Genomic DNA, 18,382 nt, shown 5'->3' on the forward strand with positions numbered 1-18,382 from the left:
TCATTTTCCTTGCAGCGGCGCGGCGAGCGGATGCGCATCGCGCGCCTGGGGTTTGACGGACAGCGTGAGGATCACCGCGGCGACGAGCGCGGCGCTCATGAACGCGTACGACGCGACGGGCGACCCGGTCGCACCGTTCAGGTAGCCGACGAAATACGAGCCGACGAACGAGCCGAGCGCGCCCATGCTGTTGATCAGCGCCATCGCGCCGCCGGCGACGTTCTTCGGCAGCAGTTCCGGCACGATCGCGAAAAACGGGCCGTACGGCGCATACATCGCGGCGCCCGCGACGACCAGCAGCGCATACGAGATCCAGAAATGCGACGAACCGAGCGCGTACGACGCGGCGAAGGCGGCCGCGCCGACCAGCAGGAACGGCCACACGAAGCCGCGGCGCGAACCGACCTTGTCGGACGCCCACGACGCGGCGAGCATCGCGACCGTCGCGGCCAGGTACGGCAGCGCGGACAGCCAGCCGGTCGCGACCATCCCGAGATCGGAACCGTTCTTCACGATCGACGGCAGCCACAGCACGAAACCGTACACGCCGATGCTCCAGCAGAAATACTGCGCGCACAGCTTGATCACGGCCGGCGAGCGGAACGCCTCGCCATAGTTGCGGACCGGCTTGATCGCGGCCTGCTCGGCTGCGAGCGCGGCGTCGAGGTCGCGCTTTTCCTGCGCGCTGAGCCACGGCGAATCGGCCGGCTTGTCCTGCACGAGGAGCCACCAGCACACGGCCCAGATGACGGCCGGGACGCCTTCGGCGATGAACATGTGGCGCCAGCCGAATTCATGCACGAGATAACCGGACACGATCGACATCCACAGCACGGTGACCGGATTGCCGAGGATCAGGAACGTATTCGCGCGCGAGCGCTCGTTCTTCGTGAACCAGTTGCTGATGTAGATCAGCATCGCCGGCATCACGGCCGCCTCGACGACGCCCAGCACGAAGCGGATCGCCATCAGCGACGGGATGTTGCTGACCACGCCGGTCAGGGCCGCGCAGCCGCCCCACAGCACGAGACTGACGAATACGAGCTTCTTCACGCTGCGGCGTTCCGCGTAGATCGCGCCGGGGATCTGGAAGAAGAAGTAGCCGAGGAAGAACAGTGCACCGATCAGCGACGACAGGCCCTTGCTGATCCCGAGATCCTGGTTGATGCCGGCCGCCGCCGCGAACCCGTAGTTCGCGCGATCGAGGTAAGCGAGGCTGTACGTGATGAAGACGATCGGCATGATCGTCCACCACCGACGGGCTGCGAGATTGGCTGCCATGAGAGTGTCTCCGTATATGGACCGCAGTGGGCGCCAGCGCCCGCCCGGCCTCGAACAAAACTACCGTGCGTCGCGCACGAAATGGATCCGCGGATTGTGCCGTGTCCGGCCTCTCATTGCGCGGTGACGGTTTCCTCTAAGCGATCGGCGCGATCGTCGACACTTTCGAGACGGTCGAGCGCGTCGCGCGTCGGCAACCCTTCCGAATCGCCGATCACCTGGATCGCGAGCGCACCGATCCGGTTGCCGCGCGCGACCGCCTGCTCGACGCTCCGGCCTTCGAGCAGCGCGCTGACCACGCCGACCGCGAAGCCGTCGCCGGCGCCGACCGTATCGACGACGCGCTCGACGCGCTCGCCGGCGATGGTGCCTTCGCGGCCGTCGGCCGTGCGGAAATACGCGCCTTGCTCGCCCAGCTTGATCACGACGCCGCGCGCGCCCTGGGCGAGATAGAAGCCTGCGATGTCGGCCGGCGTGTCGTGCCCGGTCAATTGCCGACCTTCGGCGAGGCCCGGCAGCACCCAGTCGGCGAGCGTCGCGAGGGCATTCAGCGTCTTCGCCATCACGTCGGCGGACGGCCACAGCGTCGGGCGCAGGTTCGGGTCGAACGAGATCGTCTTGCCGGCCGCACGCATCTCGCGCGCCAGCCGGAACGCAAGTTCGCACGACGTCGCCGAAATCGCCGGCGCGACGCCCGTCAGGTGCAGATGACGCGCGCCGAGCACGTAGTCGGCCACGTAGTCGTCGCACGACAGATGGCTCGCCGCCGAGCCCTTGCGGAAATATTCGACCGTCGGATCGCTGCCGTCGTCGTTGCGCGACTTCAGCTGGAAGCCGGTCGGGTAGCGCGGATCGACGGTCACGCACGACGCGTCGATTCCCTCGCGCGCCAGCGTGTCGAGCACGTAGCGGCCGAACGAATCGCGGCCGACCCGGCTCATCCAGCCAACCCGGAAGCCGAGCCGCGACAGGCCGATCGCGACGTTGAGATCGGCGCCCGCGATCCGCTTCGCGAATTGCCCGGCGTGCGCGAGATGGCCCGGCTCCGTCGCGACGAACATCGCCATCGCTTCGCCGTAGGTCACGACATCGAGTGCTGTTTTCATGACTGAACTCCTCAGGATCCTTCCGCCGTCACGCGGTCGCAAGCCACGCGACGCGCCGGCAGGCATCGCCGGCCAGGTCGGCCGCGTCGAACGGGAACTCGATGCCGCGCGGTGCGTGCTGCGGCAGCGCGGCGAGTACGCCGGTCACGAGCGGATCGTTCGGCGCAGGCGCGGCGGCGAACCGACGCGCGCCCTCGCCTTCGATGGTCTTGCAGTGAATGTATTCCACATGCGGCGCGAGCACCTGCGCGCAATCGAGCGGCGCTTCACCGCGCCACTGCCAGTTGCCGATGTCGAACGTCATGCCGAGCGCATCGGGCATGCCGGCGTCGGACAACGCGTCGAACAGCCCGCGGAACTGCGCGAACGCGCCGCCGACCTCGAGCTGGCCGTTCTCGACCACCACGCGGGCCCGCGCGCCGCGCGACAGCGCGACGATCTCGGCTGCCTGCGCGTCGCCGGCGAAGCCGCCGAGCTGGAATTTCACGAAGCGCGCGCCGAGCGCGTCGGCTTGCGCGAGCGCGTCGCGCAATGCGTTGGCATCGAGCGCCCCCGTTTCGGTGTACAGCGAGTCCGGGGTCGAATAGACCGACCATAGCCCGTGGCCGGCGATCTGCGCACCGAGCACGGCCAGCGCGCCGGGCGCCGTGTCGTCGTCCGACGCGAACAACTCGCGCCGCACCTCGAAACCGGCCGCCCCGGATGCCGCCACGGTGGCGATGAATGCACTGTGGCCCTCCTGGCGCACCCGGTCCATCCCGAATGCGCTCGCCACGATCACGATGTCTGCCATGTTGCCCTTTTTCAACCGGAATGGAACCGGTTCCATTTGCTTGAGACGGATGGTGCGCCTCGCGTCGGACCCACGCCATAGAGGAAATCCCTAAGGCCGTTTCGCCGCGCGAATGCGCGCGCAACCGTATGCAACGCGTGTTCCCGGCGCGACTGCGAGCGCCTACGCGAGGTCCTGCGCGAGACTCATTTCGAGGAATTGCGCGGCGACCCGCGACGGTGCGCCGCCATGCGGCACGAGGATGGAGAAATGCCGCGTGAGCGGCGCGGGCGCCAGCGAGCGCGGCACGAGCGCGGCGTCTTCGTGACGCAGCGACATCGCGGACACGAACCCGACGCCCATCCCTGCGCGCACGGCCTCCTTCACCGCCTCTACCCCCGCGATCTCGAACGCGACGCGCATCGGCGCGCCGCCATGCGCGAACGCGCGCTCGACGAGCTGCCGCACGGCGGAACCCGCCTCGCGCAGCACGAGCGGATGCGCGGCGAGCGCGTCGAGCGTCACGCCGGCGTCGTAGCCGGGCGCCGCGAGCGGATGGCCGGCCGGCACGATCGCGACGATCTCGTCCTCGTGCCACGCGTGCACGGCCGTGCCCGGCGGCAACGCCTCGCCGGGCGGCCCTTCGATCAGCGCGATGTCGAGCGACGGCAGCGCCGCGACCACGTCGGCCGTATTGCCGCTCATCGTCTGGATCGACACGCGCGGCGCGCGCGGCTGGAACGCCGCGATCAGATACGGCAGCAGGTAGCTCGCGGGCGTCGTGCTCGCGCCGATGCGCAGCGTGCCGGCCTCCAGCCCGCGTATCGCGTCTCGAAACGCACGCGCCTGCGCGAACGTGTCGCGCTGCGCCCTCGCGTATTGCGCGAGTTGCTCGCCGACCGGCGTCAGGCGGATGCCGCGGCCGTCGCGCTGGTACAGCGGCTCGCCGAACTCGTCCTGCAGCAGCCGCAACTGGCCCGACACGGCCGGCTGCGACAGATGCAGCGCCACGGCGGCGCGGCTGATGTTCAGATGCTCGGCGACGGCGGCGAACGTTATCAGTTGATCCGGGGTCATGAGGATGAATTATCGGCTTTCCGGATAGTTTACGTCACAAATCACAATTTTTCATATCGATATAACGAAATTAGGATTACACCATCGCCACACGCTCCATCACGGTGCCTCCATGTCCACTGCCCCGACTCCCCCTCTCAGCCATGCCGCGCCGTCGATGCGCGGCCAGTTGAACGGCGTGCTGTTCGTCGCGCTGTTCACCGCCGCCGTCACGAGCCTGTCCCAGCTTCCCGCGATCGAGGGGCTCGGCCTGTCGCCGCTGATCGTCGGCATCGTCGCCGGGGCGTTGTACGGCAACGGCCTGCGCGACGGCATGCCGGCCAGCTGGGCGGCCGGTGTCGATTTCTCCGCACGCAAGCTGCTGCGCATCGCGGTCGCGTTCTTCGGGTTGCGCGTGAGCCTGCAGGAAATCGCGCAGGTCGGGCTGCCGGGCCTCGCGGTGTCGGTGCTGATCGTCGTCAGCACGCTCGCGATCGGCACCTGGGTCGGCATGAAGCTGATGAAGCTCGATCGCGACGCCGCGCTGCTGACCGCCGCCGGCAGCGCGATCTGCGGCGCGGCCGCCGTGCTCGCGTTCGAGTCGACGCTGCAGTCGAAGCCGCACCAGAGCGCGATGGCCGTGGGCAGCGTCGTGCTGTTCGGCACGCTGTCGATGTTCCTGTACCCGGTCGCCTATCACGCCGGCTTGCTGAACCTCGATCCGGCCGGCCTCGGCCTGTTCTTCGGCGGCACGATCCACGAAGTCGCGCAGGTGGTCGGCGCGGCGAGCGACATCAGCCCGCAGGTCGCGCACGTCGCGACGATCGTGAAGATGACGCGCGTGATGCTGCTGGTGCCGGTGCTGCTCGCGCTCGGCTGGTGGCTCGCCCGTTCGGCGCGCTCGGCCCGCGGCGCGGCCGGCGGCGCGCAAGCCAGGCGCAAGGTGGCGGTTCCCTGGTTCGCGCTCGGCTTCCTCGGTTTCGTGATCGTCAATTCGCTGAACGTGCTGCCTGCGGACGTCACACATACGCTGAACGTGCTCGACACCTTCGCGCTGACGATGGCCATGACCGCACTCGGCATCGAAACGCGTGTCGCACAGATCCGCGCGGCCGGCCCGCGTGCGCTGATGACCGGCCTGATCCTGTACGTGTGGCTGATCGCCGGCGGCTACGGGATCACCTGGGCCGTGCAGCACTGGCTTGGCTGAGCCGCACGTCCGTGACGGTTCGCGCGCCGCGCCCGACGGGAAGGTCCCGCTGGCGCGGCGCAGTGCTATGCTTCGCGTCGTTTTCCATCGCCCCCTTTCAGCCGTGCTCTCGTTTCTGCTGAAGCTGCGCACTCGCGCCCAAACGCTGTTCCGCCTGTCGGACGCCCATACGATGCTGATCTGGTCGGCCATCGTCGGCGTCGGCGGCGCCTTTGCCACGATGGCGTTCCGCGAAGGCATCGACCTGATGCAGCACCTGATCTCGGGGCACAGCGGCAGCTTCGTGCAGATGGCGAAGCGCTTGCCGTGGTACGTGCGGTTCTGGATGCCGGCCGCGGGCGGCTTCCTTGCCGGCTGCGTGCTGCTGCTCGCGACGCGCGGCGACCGGCAGGCCGCCAAGACCGACTACATGGAATCGGTCGCGCTCGGCAACGGCGTCGTACCGGTGCGGCAGAGCCTGTGGCGCAGCCTGTCGTCGCTGCTGACGATCGGCAGCGGCGGCTCGATCGGCCGCGAAGGGCCGATGGTGCAGCTCGCGGCGCTCGCCGCGTCGCTCGTCGGCCGCTTCGCGCACTTCGACCCGCCGCGCCTGCGCCTGCTGGTCGCTTGCGGCGCGGCGGCCGGCATCACGTCCGCTTACAACGCACCGATCGCCGGCGCGTTCTTCGTGTCGGAAATCGTGCTCGGCACGATCGCGATGGAGAGCTTCGGGCCGATGGTCGTCGCGTCGGTCGTCGCGAACATCGTGATGCGAGAATTCGCCGGCTACCGGCCGCCGTACGAGATGCCGGTGTTTCCGGCCGTGACGGGCCCCGAGGTGCTGCTGTTCGTCGTGCTCGGCACGCTATGCGGCGTGCTGGCGCCGCAGTTCCTGCATCTGCTCGACGCGTCGAAAGCGCAGTTCAAGCGGCTGCCTGTACCGCTGCCCGTGCGGCTCGCGCTCGGCGGCCTCGTCGTCGGCGTGATCTCGGTGTGGATTCCGGACGTGTGGGGCAACGGCTACAGCGTCGTGAACCACATCCTCCATTCGCCGTGGACCTGGCAGGCGCTCGTCGCGGTACTCGTGTTCAAGGTGATCGCGACCGCCGCGACGGCCGGCTCGGGCGCGATCGGCGGCGTGTTCACGCCGACGCTGTTCGTCGGCGCCGTGTTCGGCTCGCTGTTCGGGCTCGCGATGGACGCGCTGTGGCCGGGCCATACGTCCGCGTATTTCGCGTACGCGATCGTCGGGATGGGCGCGTTCATGGCGGGCGCCACGCAGGCGCCGCTGATGGCGATCCTGATGATCTTCGAGATGACGCTGAGCTATCAGGTCGTGCTGCCGCTGCTGGTGTCGTGCGTGTTCGCGTATTTCGTCGCGCGCGCGACGGGCACGACGTCGATGTACGAGATCACGCTGCACCACTACCAGGACGCGCAGGAACGGCAGCGCCTGCGCACCACGCAGATGCGCGAGCTGATCCAGCCCGCGCAGACGGTCGTGCCGCTCACCGCGAGCGTCGCCGACATGACGCGCGTGTTTCTCGAATATCCGGTGAAGTACCTGTACGTGACCGACGACGCCGGGCGCTTTCGCGGCGCGGTCGCGCTGAAGGACATCACGTCGGACCTGCTCGACAAGCGCGACACGACCGACAAGACGGCCGCGCACTACGCGCATACGCCGTTTCCGCTGCTCACGCCCGACATGCCGCTCGCGACCGCGCTCGAGCGCTTCATGGCGTTCCAGGGCGAACGGCTGCCGGTGATCGAGAGCGAAGCCGAGCCGACGCTCGCGGGCGTCGTCTACAAGACGTCGCTGCTCGACGCGTACCGGCGGATGACCGGCGAGCGCTGACCGGCGGCCGTGCCGCCCCTCATCCCGCGCAACGCTTCCCGCCTCCTCCCGTCCGCTTCGGCCGGCGCGCGCCGACGTCGCGCCGCCTCTACCGCCGCACGTGTTTCAAAATATTTGCACGAGCGGAATTTCCGTTTTCTCGCCCGGAAAATCCTGCACGGAAAATCAACGCTCCATTGTTTCATTTCACCCGAATCAATAGAGTCGACTACCCAGAAAATAAAAAATAAATTACCTATCCTTCGTCGTTGCAGCGATTGAAAACCAGTCAGGCATTTAAAAATTACAAAAATCAAACTTCCGCTGCAAAACAATCGATTCAAAACCGTTACGAGGGAAAAATGGAAACCAGTTCCAGCTATTCAAGCACGCCCGCAATCTATGTGATTCCGGGCCAGGGAGATAGTCCGTCCGCCGCGTTGAAATCGCTTTACGAGCGAAGTCCGCCGGCCCGCGAATGCATCGACGAGACGCTCGACGACATCGAAGCCATACTGCGCGAGGAACCCTACGATCACGAGCCGCGGCTGCTGCGAAACGTGCTGCTTGGAAATGCCTCGGCCGCCGTTCCCGTCGGCATCCCGCAACTGTCGGCATTCGCCACCGCGGTCTGCGTGCACCGCTTCCTCGAACGGCAGCACGTGCGGCCTGTTGCGATCATCGGCCAGAGCCTCGGCGAAATCGGATCGCTCGTCTGCTCGGGCGTATGGTCCGTAGCCGACGGCGTGCGTGCCGTCCTCGCGCTCAACGACGCGTTCCGGCCGTTCGCGGGACGCGGCGGCATGACCGCGGTCGCGGCGTCGGAAACCGATACGCGGGCGCTCCTCGACGAAATTGCCCACGAGCGGCTGGTGCTCGCGTGCGTCAACGCGCCGCGACAGACGGTCGTCAGCGGCCCGCATACGGCGCTCGACACGTTGACCGCATTTGCGAGCCGCCGAGGTATCAAGCTGCACTCGCTGCCGATTCCGTATCCGGCTCACCATCCCGCGCTGTGGACGGCCGCGGATCGGTTCCACGATGCGATCGCGCGATTGCCGCGCAACCGCTTCCGTGTACCGGTCTATTCGGCCGTCGCGTGTCGGCGCTACACGGATACCGACGATATCGCCCGCGCGCTGGCGGACTGCTTCACCAAACCGTATTACATGCCGGCCGTGCTCGAGCACAGCCAGGTCGGGCGGGATTCGATCTATATCGACCTGAGCATGACCGGCATCATGAATCGCAGCATTAAAGCCGCGCTGCCGGATGCGCGAACTTATTCACCGACTCGCGAAACCGATTCATTCCCATTCAATTTAAATCATACGGGGGCCCTGCAATGAATGCATACCAACTGGAAAATGGCGGAATATCAGGATCACCGTCGGCCCGACCGACTATCGCACCCGAAATCGACGAAATCCGCGATACGCTTTCCGGTCTCACGACGCCAGACCATCGCCGTCTGCTGATCCAGTTGCTGTCGAGCGCGGACTTCGACAAGCCGCTCGATCGGCATTCGGTCGACCTGCATCGCTCGACCTACGATCGCCTCGTCAAGCTCGCCGGCAGGTTGCCGGCCGCGGCCGGCAACCTGTCCGACCCGTCGCTGCTGTCGGCGATCGCCGAATGGACGGCCGTCAACGATCCGTCGCTATGCATCGCCGCGCTGATCCACTACGGGCTCTGCATCGGTTCACTCGTCGAACTCGGCAAGGGCAACGCCCGTGCGCAGGAATACGCGAGCGAACTGGCGGCGGGCCGCAAGGTCGGCGCGTTCATGATCACCGAAATCGGCGGCGGCAACAGCCAGCTCGCCACCCGCGTCGAAGCGCGCTTCGACGCCGCCAGCCGGAGCTTCGTGCTGCACACGCCGGACGATGGCGCGCTGAAGTTCACCAACGTCGGCGTCAACGATCTCGACAAGCTCGGTATCGTCTGCGCACGCGTCATCGTCGACGAACGCGACTGCGGGGTTTTCGCGTTCGCGGTGGACTTGTCCACCCGCGAGGGCCCGCTGCCGGGTGTGCGCCTGTCCGCGCCCGCCGAAATCCCGCTGGTGCCGTTCGATTACGGCCTGGCCGGCTTCGACCGCGTGCGAGTCCCGTTCGATGCGTGGCTGGCCGACGGCGCGTCGATCGACACCGACGGACGGTTCCACGATCCGCTCGGTGACCCGAACGGCCGTCTCGTCCGCACGCTGACCGCGCCGGAAAACGTGTGGGCGATGGGCGCGATCGGGCTGGCCGCCGTATCGCGCACCTGCGTCGCCCAGGCGCTGCGTTACTCGACGCATCGCTCGAGCATGGCCCGCATCGCGCCCGAAACGTCTCTCATGCGCTACAGCACGCAGCAGCGTGCGCTGCTGCGCGCGCTCGCGACGTCGTACGTGATGACCTGCTTCGCGAACGAAGCCGCGCGCGAATGGGCGCTGGCGCTGCATGGTCGCGCGCAGCCGGATCGCACGGCTTCGTCGTTCATGATGTGGGCGCCGTGGAGTTCCACCAATCGCAAGCTCGCGCTCGTCAAGGCGCTGACCGCGTGGGCCGCCGAGGAAGTGGCCGCCGAATGCCGGCTGCGTTGCGGGGTGGCCGGCGATCTGCTCGTCAACCGGTATCTCGACTATCAGGGGCTCGGCCACGTGTTCAACGACGCGGGCGGCAACAACTTCCTGATTCTGCTCGACACGGCGCGCACGCTCGCGGCGGCGCCTGCCGCGTCGGCCGGATCGGATGAAGGCGGAAGCAACTGGCCCGAGGCAGCGCGTGATGCAATCGCCGCACTGCGGGCGCGCGAACGCCGACTGATCCGCTCGCTCGCCGATCAGGTCGACGACCGAACCGCAAGCGGCGTCGATTCGCTGGACGTCTGGAATCCGCTGTTGCCGCGTGCGCGCGATGCGGCGGAGGCCTACGGGCTGAATCTCGCGCTGGATGCCGCGCTGGCCGCGGTCGATGCGGTCGCGAGCGAGCCGGCGCGCGCATTGCTGCGGGATCTCGCCGCGCTGTTCGCGATCGATCGTGCGCAGCGGCACGGCGGCTGGCTGATCAGCGAAGGCGTGATGGACCCGTCAGGCTACCGGCAACTCGATGCGGCAACCGACGCGTTGTGCGCGCGCCTCGTTCCGCACGTCGACACCTTCGTCGAAGCATTCGGGCATCCGCACCCGGTCGTTCGGTCGCCGATCTCGGACCCGACGCACGACTATGCGGCGTCGCTGGCCCGCATGCTGCGTGTGCCGCCCGGCGCCCCGCACTGAACACCGCAGATCGCGACAGGCGTGCGCCGGCCGTCAGTCCGGCGCACGCCCCAGCACCACCCGCGCGAAGAATCCCGCGAGCACCGCTTCCGCCGCGTCGACCGACACGTGCTGCGGATCGGCCGTGTAGTACGACTGCACGCCGTCGCACAGGCACATCAGCCCGAACGCGAGCGTGTCGGCCGGCAGCAGCAGCGGCGTGCCCGACCGCTCGGCGAAGCGCTGGATGAATTCGGCCATCTGCACGCGCTTGCCGTGCAGGAACTGGTTGAAGCGCACGCGGAACTTCGCGTCGCGCGCGGCCTGCAGCTTCGCCTCGCCCCACAGCAGCGAGTATTCGTCGTCGCGAAACAGCGTCCGGTAATACGCGAGCGCCATCGATTCCATCTGCTCGCGCGTTCCGCCCCCTTCGAAAATCGCCTCGAAGTCGGCTTGCACCTCCGCGTGATTGCGCTCCAGCAATTCCAGCAACAGGTCGGACTTGCTGCGGAAATTCGAGTAGAACGCACCGCGCGTATAGCCGGCCGCCGCCGCGACGTCCTCGACGCTCGCGGCCACATAGCCTTTCTTCAGAAAAATTCGATGCGCGGCTTTCAGCAGACGTTCGCGCGTCTGGTCCCTGCTCTGCTCGCGAGTTAAGCGCTGTGGTTTCATGACGCGCAGTCTAGCATCCCCTCCCTTTCAGATTCATCTTTGCATTCAAATACAGGTGTGTATTAGAATTCGCCACAGTTTCCGAAGATGTCGTTCGTCTGTCCGCGTGCGCCGGTGCCGGCGCCGCTCGGGGCAAGCGCCCGCCGCGCTTGCCGGCTTCGTACCGCTCCACCTCACCTGGGGGTTTCGTGAATCGCTCCGGTTCCCGCGCCGCGCTGCTGATCGGCGCCGCGCTCGTCCTTGCCGCCTGTCATCCGAAAGAATCCGCACCGCCCGCCCCGCGCCCCGTCGTCGCGCTGCCCGCACGGGCCGACACGCTCGCGGCCGCGCGCACGCTGCCCGGCGACATCCAGCCGCGCTACGCCACCCCGCTGTCGTTCCGCATCGCCGGCAAGATCATCGAGCGCCGGGTCCGGCTCGGCGATACGGTGAAGGTCGGCCAGGTCGTTGCGCTGCTCGATCCGTCCGACGCCGAGAAGAATGCCGCGAGCGCGCAGGCGCAACTCGATGCCGCGACGCACACCCTCGCCTTCGCGAAGCAGCAGCTCGACCGCGATCGCGCGCAGGCCCGCGAAAACCTGATCGCGACCGCACAGCTCGAACAGACCCAGAACAGCTACGCGTCGGCGCTCGCGCAACGCGACCAGGCGCAGCAGCAGCTCGCGCTCGCGAAGAACCAGCTCCGCTACGCGACGCTCGTCGCCGATCATGCGGGCATCATCACCGCCGAACAGGCCGATACCGGACAGAACGTGTCGGCCGGCCAGCCGGTCTACCAGCTCGCGTGGTCGGGCGACGTCGACGTGGTCAGCGACGTGCCCGAAGCCGCGCTCGCCTCGCTCGCGCCCGGTCATACGGCCACCGTCACGCTGCCGTCGCTGCCGGGCCGCCGGTTCGCCGCGAAGGTGCGCGAAATCGCGCCGGCCGCCGATCCGCAAAGCCGCACCTATCGCGTGAAACTCACGCTCGGCGCGCCCGATCCGGCGATCCGGCTCGGGATGACCGCGGACGTCGCGTTCGACGGCGCGCCGGCCGCCGCCGATACGCAGCCGATCACGCTGCCCGCGACCGCGCTGTTCCACGACGGCGCGCAACCGGCCGTCTGGGTCGTGCGCACGAAGGACGACACGCTCGAACTGCGCCGCGTCGACGTCGCGCGCTTCAACGAGCGCACCGTCACCGTGTCGCACGGGCTGCAACCGGGCGAGCGCGTCGTGCTGCAGGGCGTGCATACGGTCAGCGCGGGCGAGAAGGTGCGCGCGATCGCGCCGCTGCACCCGGAGGACTTCGCATCGTGAGCGTCTCCCACGAAGAAGGCCGGTTCAACCTGTCCGCATGGGCGCTGCGCCACCAGGCGCTGGTCGTCTACCTGATCGCACTCGCGACGCTCGCCGGCATCCTCGCGTACACGCGGCTCGCGCAATCCGAAGACCCGCCGTTCACGTTCCGCGTGATGGTGATCCGCACTTTCTGGCCCGGCGCGAGCGCGCGGCAGGTACAGGAACAGGTGACCGACCGGATCGGCCGCAAGCTGCAGGAAACGCCAGCCATCGACTTCCTGCGCAGCTATTCGCGTCCCGGCGAATCGCTGATCTTCTTCACGATGAAGGATTCGGCGCCGGTGAAGGACGTGCCCGAGACCTGGTACCAGATCCGCAAGAAGGTAGGCGACATCGGCTATACGCTGCCGCCCGGCGTACAGGGCCCGTTCTTCAACGACGAATTCGGCGACGTCTACACCAACATCTGGACGCTCGAGGGCGACGGCTTCACGCCCGCGCAACTGCACGACTACGCGGACCAGTTGCGCACCGTGCTGCTGCGCGTGCCGGGCGTCGGCAAGGTCGACTATTTCGGCGACCCCGATCAGCGAATCTTCATCGAGGTCAACAACGCGCAGCTCACGCGCCTCGGCATCTCGCCGCAGCAGCTCGGGCAGGCGATCAACGCGCAGAACGACGTTTCTTCGGCCGGCGTGCTGACGACCGCCGACGATCGCGTGTTCGTGCGGCCGAGCGGCCAGTTCGACAACGTCGGCGCGATCGCCGATACGCTGCTTCGCATCAACGGCCGCACGTTCCGGCTCGGCGATCTCGCCACCGTCAGGCGCGGCTACGACGATCCGGCCGTCACGCAGATGCGCAGCAACGGCAAGGCCGTGCTCGGCATCGGCGTCACGATGCAGCCGGGCGGCGACGTGATCCGGCTCGGCAAGGCGCTCGACGCCGAATCGAAGGATCTGCAGGCGCAACTGCCGGCCGGCCTCAAGCTGACCGAGGTGTCGAGCATGCCGCACGCGGTCTCGCATTCGGTCGACGACTTCCTCGAAGCCGTCGCCGAAGCGGTCGCGATCGTGCTGGTCGTGAGCCTCGTGTCGCTCGGGCTGCGCACCGGGATGGTCGTCGTGATCTCGATCCCGGTCGTGCTCGCGGTGACGGCCCTCTTCATGTACCTGTTCGACATCGGGCTGCACAAGGTGTCGCTCGGCACGCTCGTACTCGCGCTCGGGCTGCTCGTCGACGACGCGATCATCGCGGTCGAGATGATGGCCGTGAAGCTCGAACAGGGCTACAGCCGCGCGCGCGCCGCCGCGTTCGCGTACACCAGCACCGCCTTCCCGATGCTGACGGGCACGCTCGTCACGGTATCGGGCTTCCTGCCGATCGCGCTCGCGAAATCGAGCACGGGCGAATACACGCGCTCGATCTTCGAGGTGTCGGCGATCGCGCTGATCGCGTCGTGGTTCGCGGCCGTCGTGCTGATCCCGCTGCTGGGCTTCCACATGCTGCCCGAGCGCAAGCGGCACGCGCACGAGGCGCACCTGCCCGACGATCACGAGCACGACATCTACGACACCCGCTTCTACCGGCGGCTGCGCGGCTGGATCGACTGGTGCATCGAGCGGCGCTTCGTCGTGCTGCTGATCACGGGCGGCCTCTTCGTCGTGGCGATGATGAGCTTCTCGCTGGTGCCGCAGCAGTTCTTCCCGAGCTCCGACCGGCCCGAGCTGCTGGTCGACCTGCGGCTGCCCGAAGGCGCGTCGTTCGCGGCGACGCTGCGCGAGACCGAGCGTCTCGAGAAAGTGCTCGACAAGCGCCCCGAGATCGATCATTCGGTGAACTTCGTCGGCAGCGGCGCGCCGCGCTTCTACCTGCCGCTCGACCAGCAGCTGCAACTGCCGAACTTCGCGCAGTTCGTGATCACCGCGAAATCGGTCGAGGATCGCGAGAAGCTCGCGACCTGGCTCGAAACCACGCTGCGCGACAGGTTTCCTGCGGTGCGCTGGCGGCTGTCGCGGCTCGAGAACGGGCCACCGGTCGGCTATCCGGTGCAGTTCCGCGTGAGCGGCGACAGCATCGCGACGGTCCGCTCGATCGCCGAGAAGGTCGCGGCGACGATGCGCGGCGATGCGCGCACGGTCAACGTGCAGTTCGACTGGGACGAGCCGGCCGAACGCTCGGTGCGCTTCGAGCTCGACCAGAAGAAGGCGCGCGAGCTGAACGTCACGTCGCAGGACGTGTCGAGCTTCCTCGCGATGACGCTGTCCGGCACGACCGTCACGCAGTATCGCGAGCGCGACAAGCTGATCGCCGTCGACCTGCGCGCGCCGCAGGCCGATCGCGTCGATCCGGCGAAACTCGCGGGCCTCGCGCTGCCGACGCCGAACGGCCCCGTGCCGCTCGGCTCGCTCGGCCGCTTCACGCCGACGCTCGAATACGGCGTCGTATGGGAGCGCGATCGCCAGCCGACCATCACCGTGCAGTCGGACGTGCGCGCCGGCGCACAGGGCATCGACGTCACGCATGCGGTCGACGCGAAGCTGAACGCACTGCGCGCGCAGTTGCCGGTCGGCTATCGGATCGACATCGGCGGTTCGGTCGAGGAAAGCGCGAAGGCGCAGACGTCGATCAACGCGCAGATGCCGCTGATGGCGATCGCCGTGTTCACGCTGCTGATGATCCAGCTGCAGAGCTTCTCGCGCGTGCTGATGGTCGTGCTGACCGCGCCGCTCGGGCTGATCGGCGTGGTCGCGACGCTGCTGCTGTTCGGCCAGCCGTTCGGCTTCGTCGCGATGCTCGGCGTGATCGCGATGTTCGGGATCATCATGCGCAACTCGGTGATCCTCGTCGATCAGATCGAGCAGGACATCGCGGTCGGTCACGGACGCGTCGACGCGATCATCGGCGCGACCGTGCGGCGCTTCCGGCCGATCACGCTGACGGCCGCGGCCGCCGTGCTCGCGCTGATCCCGCTGTTGCGCTCGAACTTCTTCGGGCCGATGGCGACTGCGCTGATGGGCGGCATCACGAGCGCGACCGTGCTGACGCTGTTCTACCTGCCTGCGCTGTACGCGACGTGGTTCCGCGTGAAGCGCGACGAACGCGACCCGCACGACGGCCCGCCGCCAGGCGGCAGCACGCCGGCCGCGCCGTCGGGAGCCTGACCATGGATCGATCGATGACCCTGAAAACCAAAGCCGTGCGGGCGCTCGCGATGGCGAGCATCGCCGGCCCGCTCGCGGGCTGCGCGTGGTTCGCGCCGAGCGGCGAGCCGCCCGCGATGCCGTCGCCCGCGCACTACGGCGCGGCGCCGCAAGTCGAGCAGACCGTGTCCGCGCTGGGTGTCGCGCAGCAGTTCGAGGTCGGCGCGCAGCCGGTGCCGGACTGGTGGAAGCAGTACCGTTCCGATGCGCTGAACGCGCTCGTCGACGAAGGGCTGCGCAACAGCCCGACGCTGAGTGCGGCGTCGCATTCGCTGGATGCCGCGCGCGAACAGTTGCGCGGGCAGATCGGCAGTTCGATGCTGCCGTCGATCGACGCGGTCGGCCAGGCCGCACGCCAGCGAGCGCTCGGCGTACCGATTCCCGCGCTCGGCGCGCAGACGCTGTTGTACGACACGTTCGTCGGGCAACTGCAGGCGAGCTACACGGTCGACCTGTTCGGCGTGTCGCGCTTCGCGAACCGCGCGCTCGCGAAGCGCGTCGACGTCAGCGCGTTCCAGCTCGAATCCGCGCGGCGCGCGCTGGCCGCGAACATCGTGACCGCGTCGATCACCGTGGCGGTGCTCGATGCGCAGATCGAGACGACCGAGCGGCTCGTCGCGCTCGCGAACGACCAGGCGCACGACGCCGAGCGCCGCCATGCGCTCGGTTCGGCTTCGCGCAGCGACGCGCTCAATGCCCGGCAAAGCGCCGACACGTTCGCGGCGAGCCTGCCCGCGCTGCGCCAGCAGCGCGACTCGGCGAGGCATGCGCTCGCGGTGTTGGTCGGCCGCACGCCCGACCGGCCGCCGGCCGATCTCGCGCTCGCCGATCTGCACCTGCCCGAACAGGTGCCCGTCGTCGTGCCGTCGGACCTGCTGCAAAGCCGCCCGGACATCCAGGCCGCCGACGCGGGGCTGAAGGCCGCCGCCGCCGAAGTGGGCCTCGCGACCGCGCAGATGTTTCCGCAACTGTCGCTGTCGGCGGCGATGGGCAAAGGCGGCTTCAGCTGGCCGACGATGCTGTCGGGCGCCGGCGCGATCTGGAACGTCGGCGCGTCGCTGAGCCAGCCGATCTTCCACGGCGGCGCGCTGCTCGCCCAGCGTCGCGCGGCGAAGGCGACCTACGAGGCCGCGGTCGACCAGTACAAGCAGGCGGTGCTCGGCGCGTTCCAGAACGTCGCCGATTCGCTCGCGGCGCTCGAGCACGACGCGCAGGCGCTCGATGCGTCGTCGCGCGCCGCGCTGTCCGCGCGTGGCGCCTACGACGACGCGGCCGCCCGCGTGTGGCTCGGCGCGCTGCCGCCGTCGGCCGCGCGTGCGAGCGAGTTGCAGTACCGCAACGCGCGGCTCGACGAGATTCGCGCGACCGGCGCACGGTTCGCGGATACTGCGCGGCTTTACCAGGCGATGGGCACGCCGCCGGCCGGCAACGGCGACGGATCCCGTAAAACCGCCGGCGCCGCCGGCAAGGACGCGCGCGCCGCCGCCACGCCCGAATCCGCCCCATCGGCGCAATAAGCCTCTTTCGATCGGACGGGCGTGCGGCGCCCCGCCGCGGCCGTCCGATCGCCGATCTTCCGCTTGACCCTCACGTAGCGTAACGTTCGAGACTCCAGTGTGCGCATAGAACGGAGGAACCAATGCGGCTGAAAGTGGGAGAACTGGCGAAACGCACCGGGCTGACCGTCCGCACGCTTCATCACTATCACGCAATCGGTCTGCTGACGCCTTCGGCGCGCGCCGACAACGGCTACCGGCTGTACGACCGCGACGACATCGCCCGGCTCCACCAGATCCAGGCCCTGCGTCGCTTCGGACTGTCGCTCGCCGAAATCGGCGATTACCTGAACCGGCCAGGCACCCCGCTCGTCGATCTCGTCGCAAAACAGATCGCGTCGCTCGACCGCCAGCTCGCGCAGACCGCGCAGCTGCGCGAGCGGCTCGCGAGCCTGCATGCGCAGCTCGCGGCGGGCGCCGAGCCGGAACTGGCCGATTGGCTCACCACACTGGAGTTGATGACCGTGTACGACAAATATTTCTCCGAGGAAGAACTCGCTCGCCTGCCGATGTACCAGAAGAGCCAGGCCGGCGACGCCGAATGGATCGCGCTCGTTGCCGAAGTGCGGGCGCTGCACGAAGCGGGCGTGCCCGCCGAGGACGAGCGCGTCCGTGCGCTCGCCGCGCGCTGGATGGCGCAGCTGGTACGCGACACGAACAACGATCCGCGCTTGCTCGCGAAGCTGAACCTGATGCACGAGCAAGAACCGTCGATGCAGTCGAAGATCGGCATTTCGACCGCGTTGCGCGACTACGTGCTGCGCGCTTCATCGGAAACGAAGATGCGGCTCTTCGAGAAGTACCTCGAGCCGGACGAGATTCGCTTCATGCGGGCGCACTACCGCGAACGCTCGATGGAATGGCCGCAACTGATGGCCGACGTGCGCGACGCGGTCGAATCGGGCGTGCAGCCCGATTCGCCGCAAGGCCGTGCGCTCGCGCAGCGCTGGCTCGAGCTGTTCTGCAGCTATGCGGGCCACGATCCGGCCACGCACGCGAAATTTCGTCAGGCGCTGGCGAACGAGCCGGCGCTGTCGAAGGATTCGTGGGCCGACGACACGCTGATCGGTTTCGTGCGCGAAGCGATGGCGCAGCTGGCGCCGGTGCGCTGATCGCATGATGCGCGGGCGGCAAGCGGGTTTCCTGCTTGTCGCCCGTTTCACCATCGGCAGCCGGTACCGCC

Annotated in this window: 13 protein-coding genes; 8 read left to right on the plus strand and 5 right to left on the minus strand. The window is 68.1% G+C overall.

The genetic code is table 11. The features are described 5' to 3' along the window. From WT97_RS19165 to WT97_RS19180, 4 genes are all read right to left on the minus strand, one after another. Positions 1-1,281, minus strand: a complete 1,281-nt coding sequence (locus WT97_RS19165) for an MFS transporter (RefSeq protein ID WP_059795575.1) — start codon at positions 1,279-1,281, stop codon at positions 1-3. A 113-nt stretch (positions 1,282-1,394) separates the two neighbouring features. Then, complete coding sequence (locus tag WT97_RS19170) at positions 1,395-2,387, minus strand: sugar kinase (RefSeq protein WP_059795576.1); 993 nt, start codon at positions 2,385-2,387, stop codon at positions 1,395-1,397. Positions 2,388-2,415: 28 nt separating this feature from the next. Then, positions 2,416-3,180 carry a sugar phosphate isomerase/epimerase gene (locus WT97_RS19175; protein ID WP_060354123.1) on the minus strand — a complete coding sequence of 255 codons (765 nt, stop codon included), beginning with the start codon at positions 3,178-3,180 and terminating at the stop codon, positions 2,416-2,418. Between the two features lie 162 nt (positions 3,181-3,342). Then, a complete protein-coding gene (locus WT97_RS19180) occupies positions 3,343-4,236 on the minus strand; it encodes a LysR family transcriptional regulator (RefSeq protein ID WP_060354124.1) in 894 nt (297 codons plus the stop codon). A 112-nt stretch (positions 4,237-4,348) separates the two neighbouring features. On the opposite strand from WT97_RS19180, the gene WT97_RS19185 reads away from it, so the two are divergent. The 4 genes from WT97_RS19185 (at position 4,349) to WT97_RS19200 (ending at position 10,506) form a co-directional block, all read left to right on the plus strand. Beyond that, positions 4,349-5,425, plus strand: coding sequence for a YeiH family protein (locus WT97_RS19185; protein WP_060354125.1), 1,077 nt, complete (start codon positions 4,349-4,351; stop codon positions 5,423-5,425). 103 nt (positions 5,426-5,528) lie between these two features. Beyond that, positions 5,529-7,262, plus strand: a complete 1,734-nt coding sequence (locus WT97_RS19190; RefSeq protein WP_218919449.1) for a ClcB-like voltage-gated chloride channel protein — start codon at positions 5,529-5,531, stop codon at positions 7,260-7,262. A gap of 257 nt (positions 7,263-7,519) precedes the next feature. Next, positions 7,520-8,590, plus strand: a complete 1,071-nt coding sequence (locus WT97_RS19195; RefSeq protein ID WP_156440286.1) for an ACP S-malonyltransferase — start codon at positions 7,520-7,522, stop codon at positions 8,588-8,590. Then, positions 8,587-10,506 (plus strand): acyl-CoA dehydrogenase, encoded by a 1,920-nt coding sequence (locus WT97_RS19200; protein WP_082751438.1) that lies wholly within the window; start codon positions 8,587-8,589, stop codon positions 10,504-10,506. The genes WT97_RS19195 and WT97_RS19200 overlap by 4 nt, the downstream gene beginning before the upstream one ends. A 33-nt stretch (positions 10,507-10,539) precedes the next feature. Here WT97_RS19200 and WT97_RS19205 read toward each other — a convergent pair whose 3' ends face one another. Continuing rightward, a complete protein-coding gene (locus tag WT97_RS19205) occupies positions 10,540-11,160 on the minus strand; it encodes a TetR/AcrR family transcriptional regulator (protein WP_059498858.1) in 621 nt (206 codons plus the stop codon). 188 nt (positions 11,161-11,348) lie between these two features. On the opposite strand from WT97_RS19205, the gene WT97_RS19210 reads away from it, so the two are divergent. From WT97_RS19210 to WT97_RS19225, 4 genes are all read left to right on the plus strand, one after another. Continuing rightward, positions 11,349-12,458 (plus strand): efflux RND transporter periplasmic adaptor subunit, encoded by a 1,110-nt coding sequence (locus tag WT97_RS19210; RefSeq protein WP_059498857.1) that lies wholly within the window; start codon positions 11,349-11,351, stop codon positions 12,456-12,458. Next, positions 12,455-15,604 (plus strand): efflux RND transporter permease subunit, encoded by a 3,150-nt coding sequence (locus WT97_RS19215; protein ID WP_060354127.1) that lies wholly within the window; start codon positions 12,455-12,457, stop codon positions 15,602-15,604. Before WT97_RS19210 ends, WT97_RS19215 begins: the two co-directional genes overlap by 4 nt. 2 nt (positions 15,605-15,606) lie before the next feature. After that, complete coding sequence (locus tag WT97_RS19220) at positions 15,607-17,160, plus strand: efflux transporter outer membrane subunit (RefSeq protein ID WP_060354128.1); 1,554 nt, start codon at positions 15,607-15,609, stop codon at positions 17,158-17,160. A 122-nt stretch (positions 17,161-17,282) separates the two neighbouring features. Next, the gene (locus WT97_RS19225) at positions 17,283-18,311 is read left to right on the plus strand and encodes a MerR family transcriptional regulator (protein WP_060354129.1); all 1,029 of its coding nucleotides are present in this window, start codon (positions 17,283-17,285) and stop codon (positions 18,309-18,311) included. Positions 18,312-18,382 lie beyond the last annotated feature (71 nt).

Origin of the sequence: Burkholderia sp. MSMB1459WGS, assembly GCF_001534535.1 — a bacterium.
Taxonomy (GTDB): Bacteria; Pseudomonadota; Gammaproteobacteria; order Burkholderiales; family Burkholderiaceae; genus Burkholderia.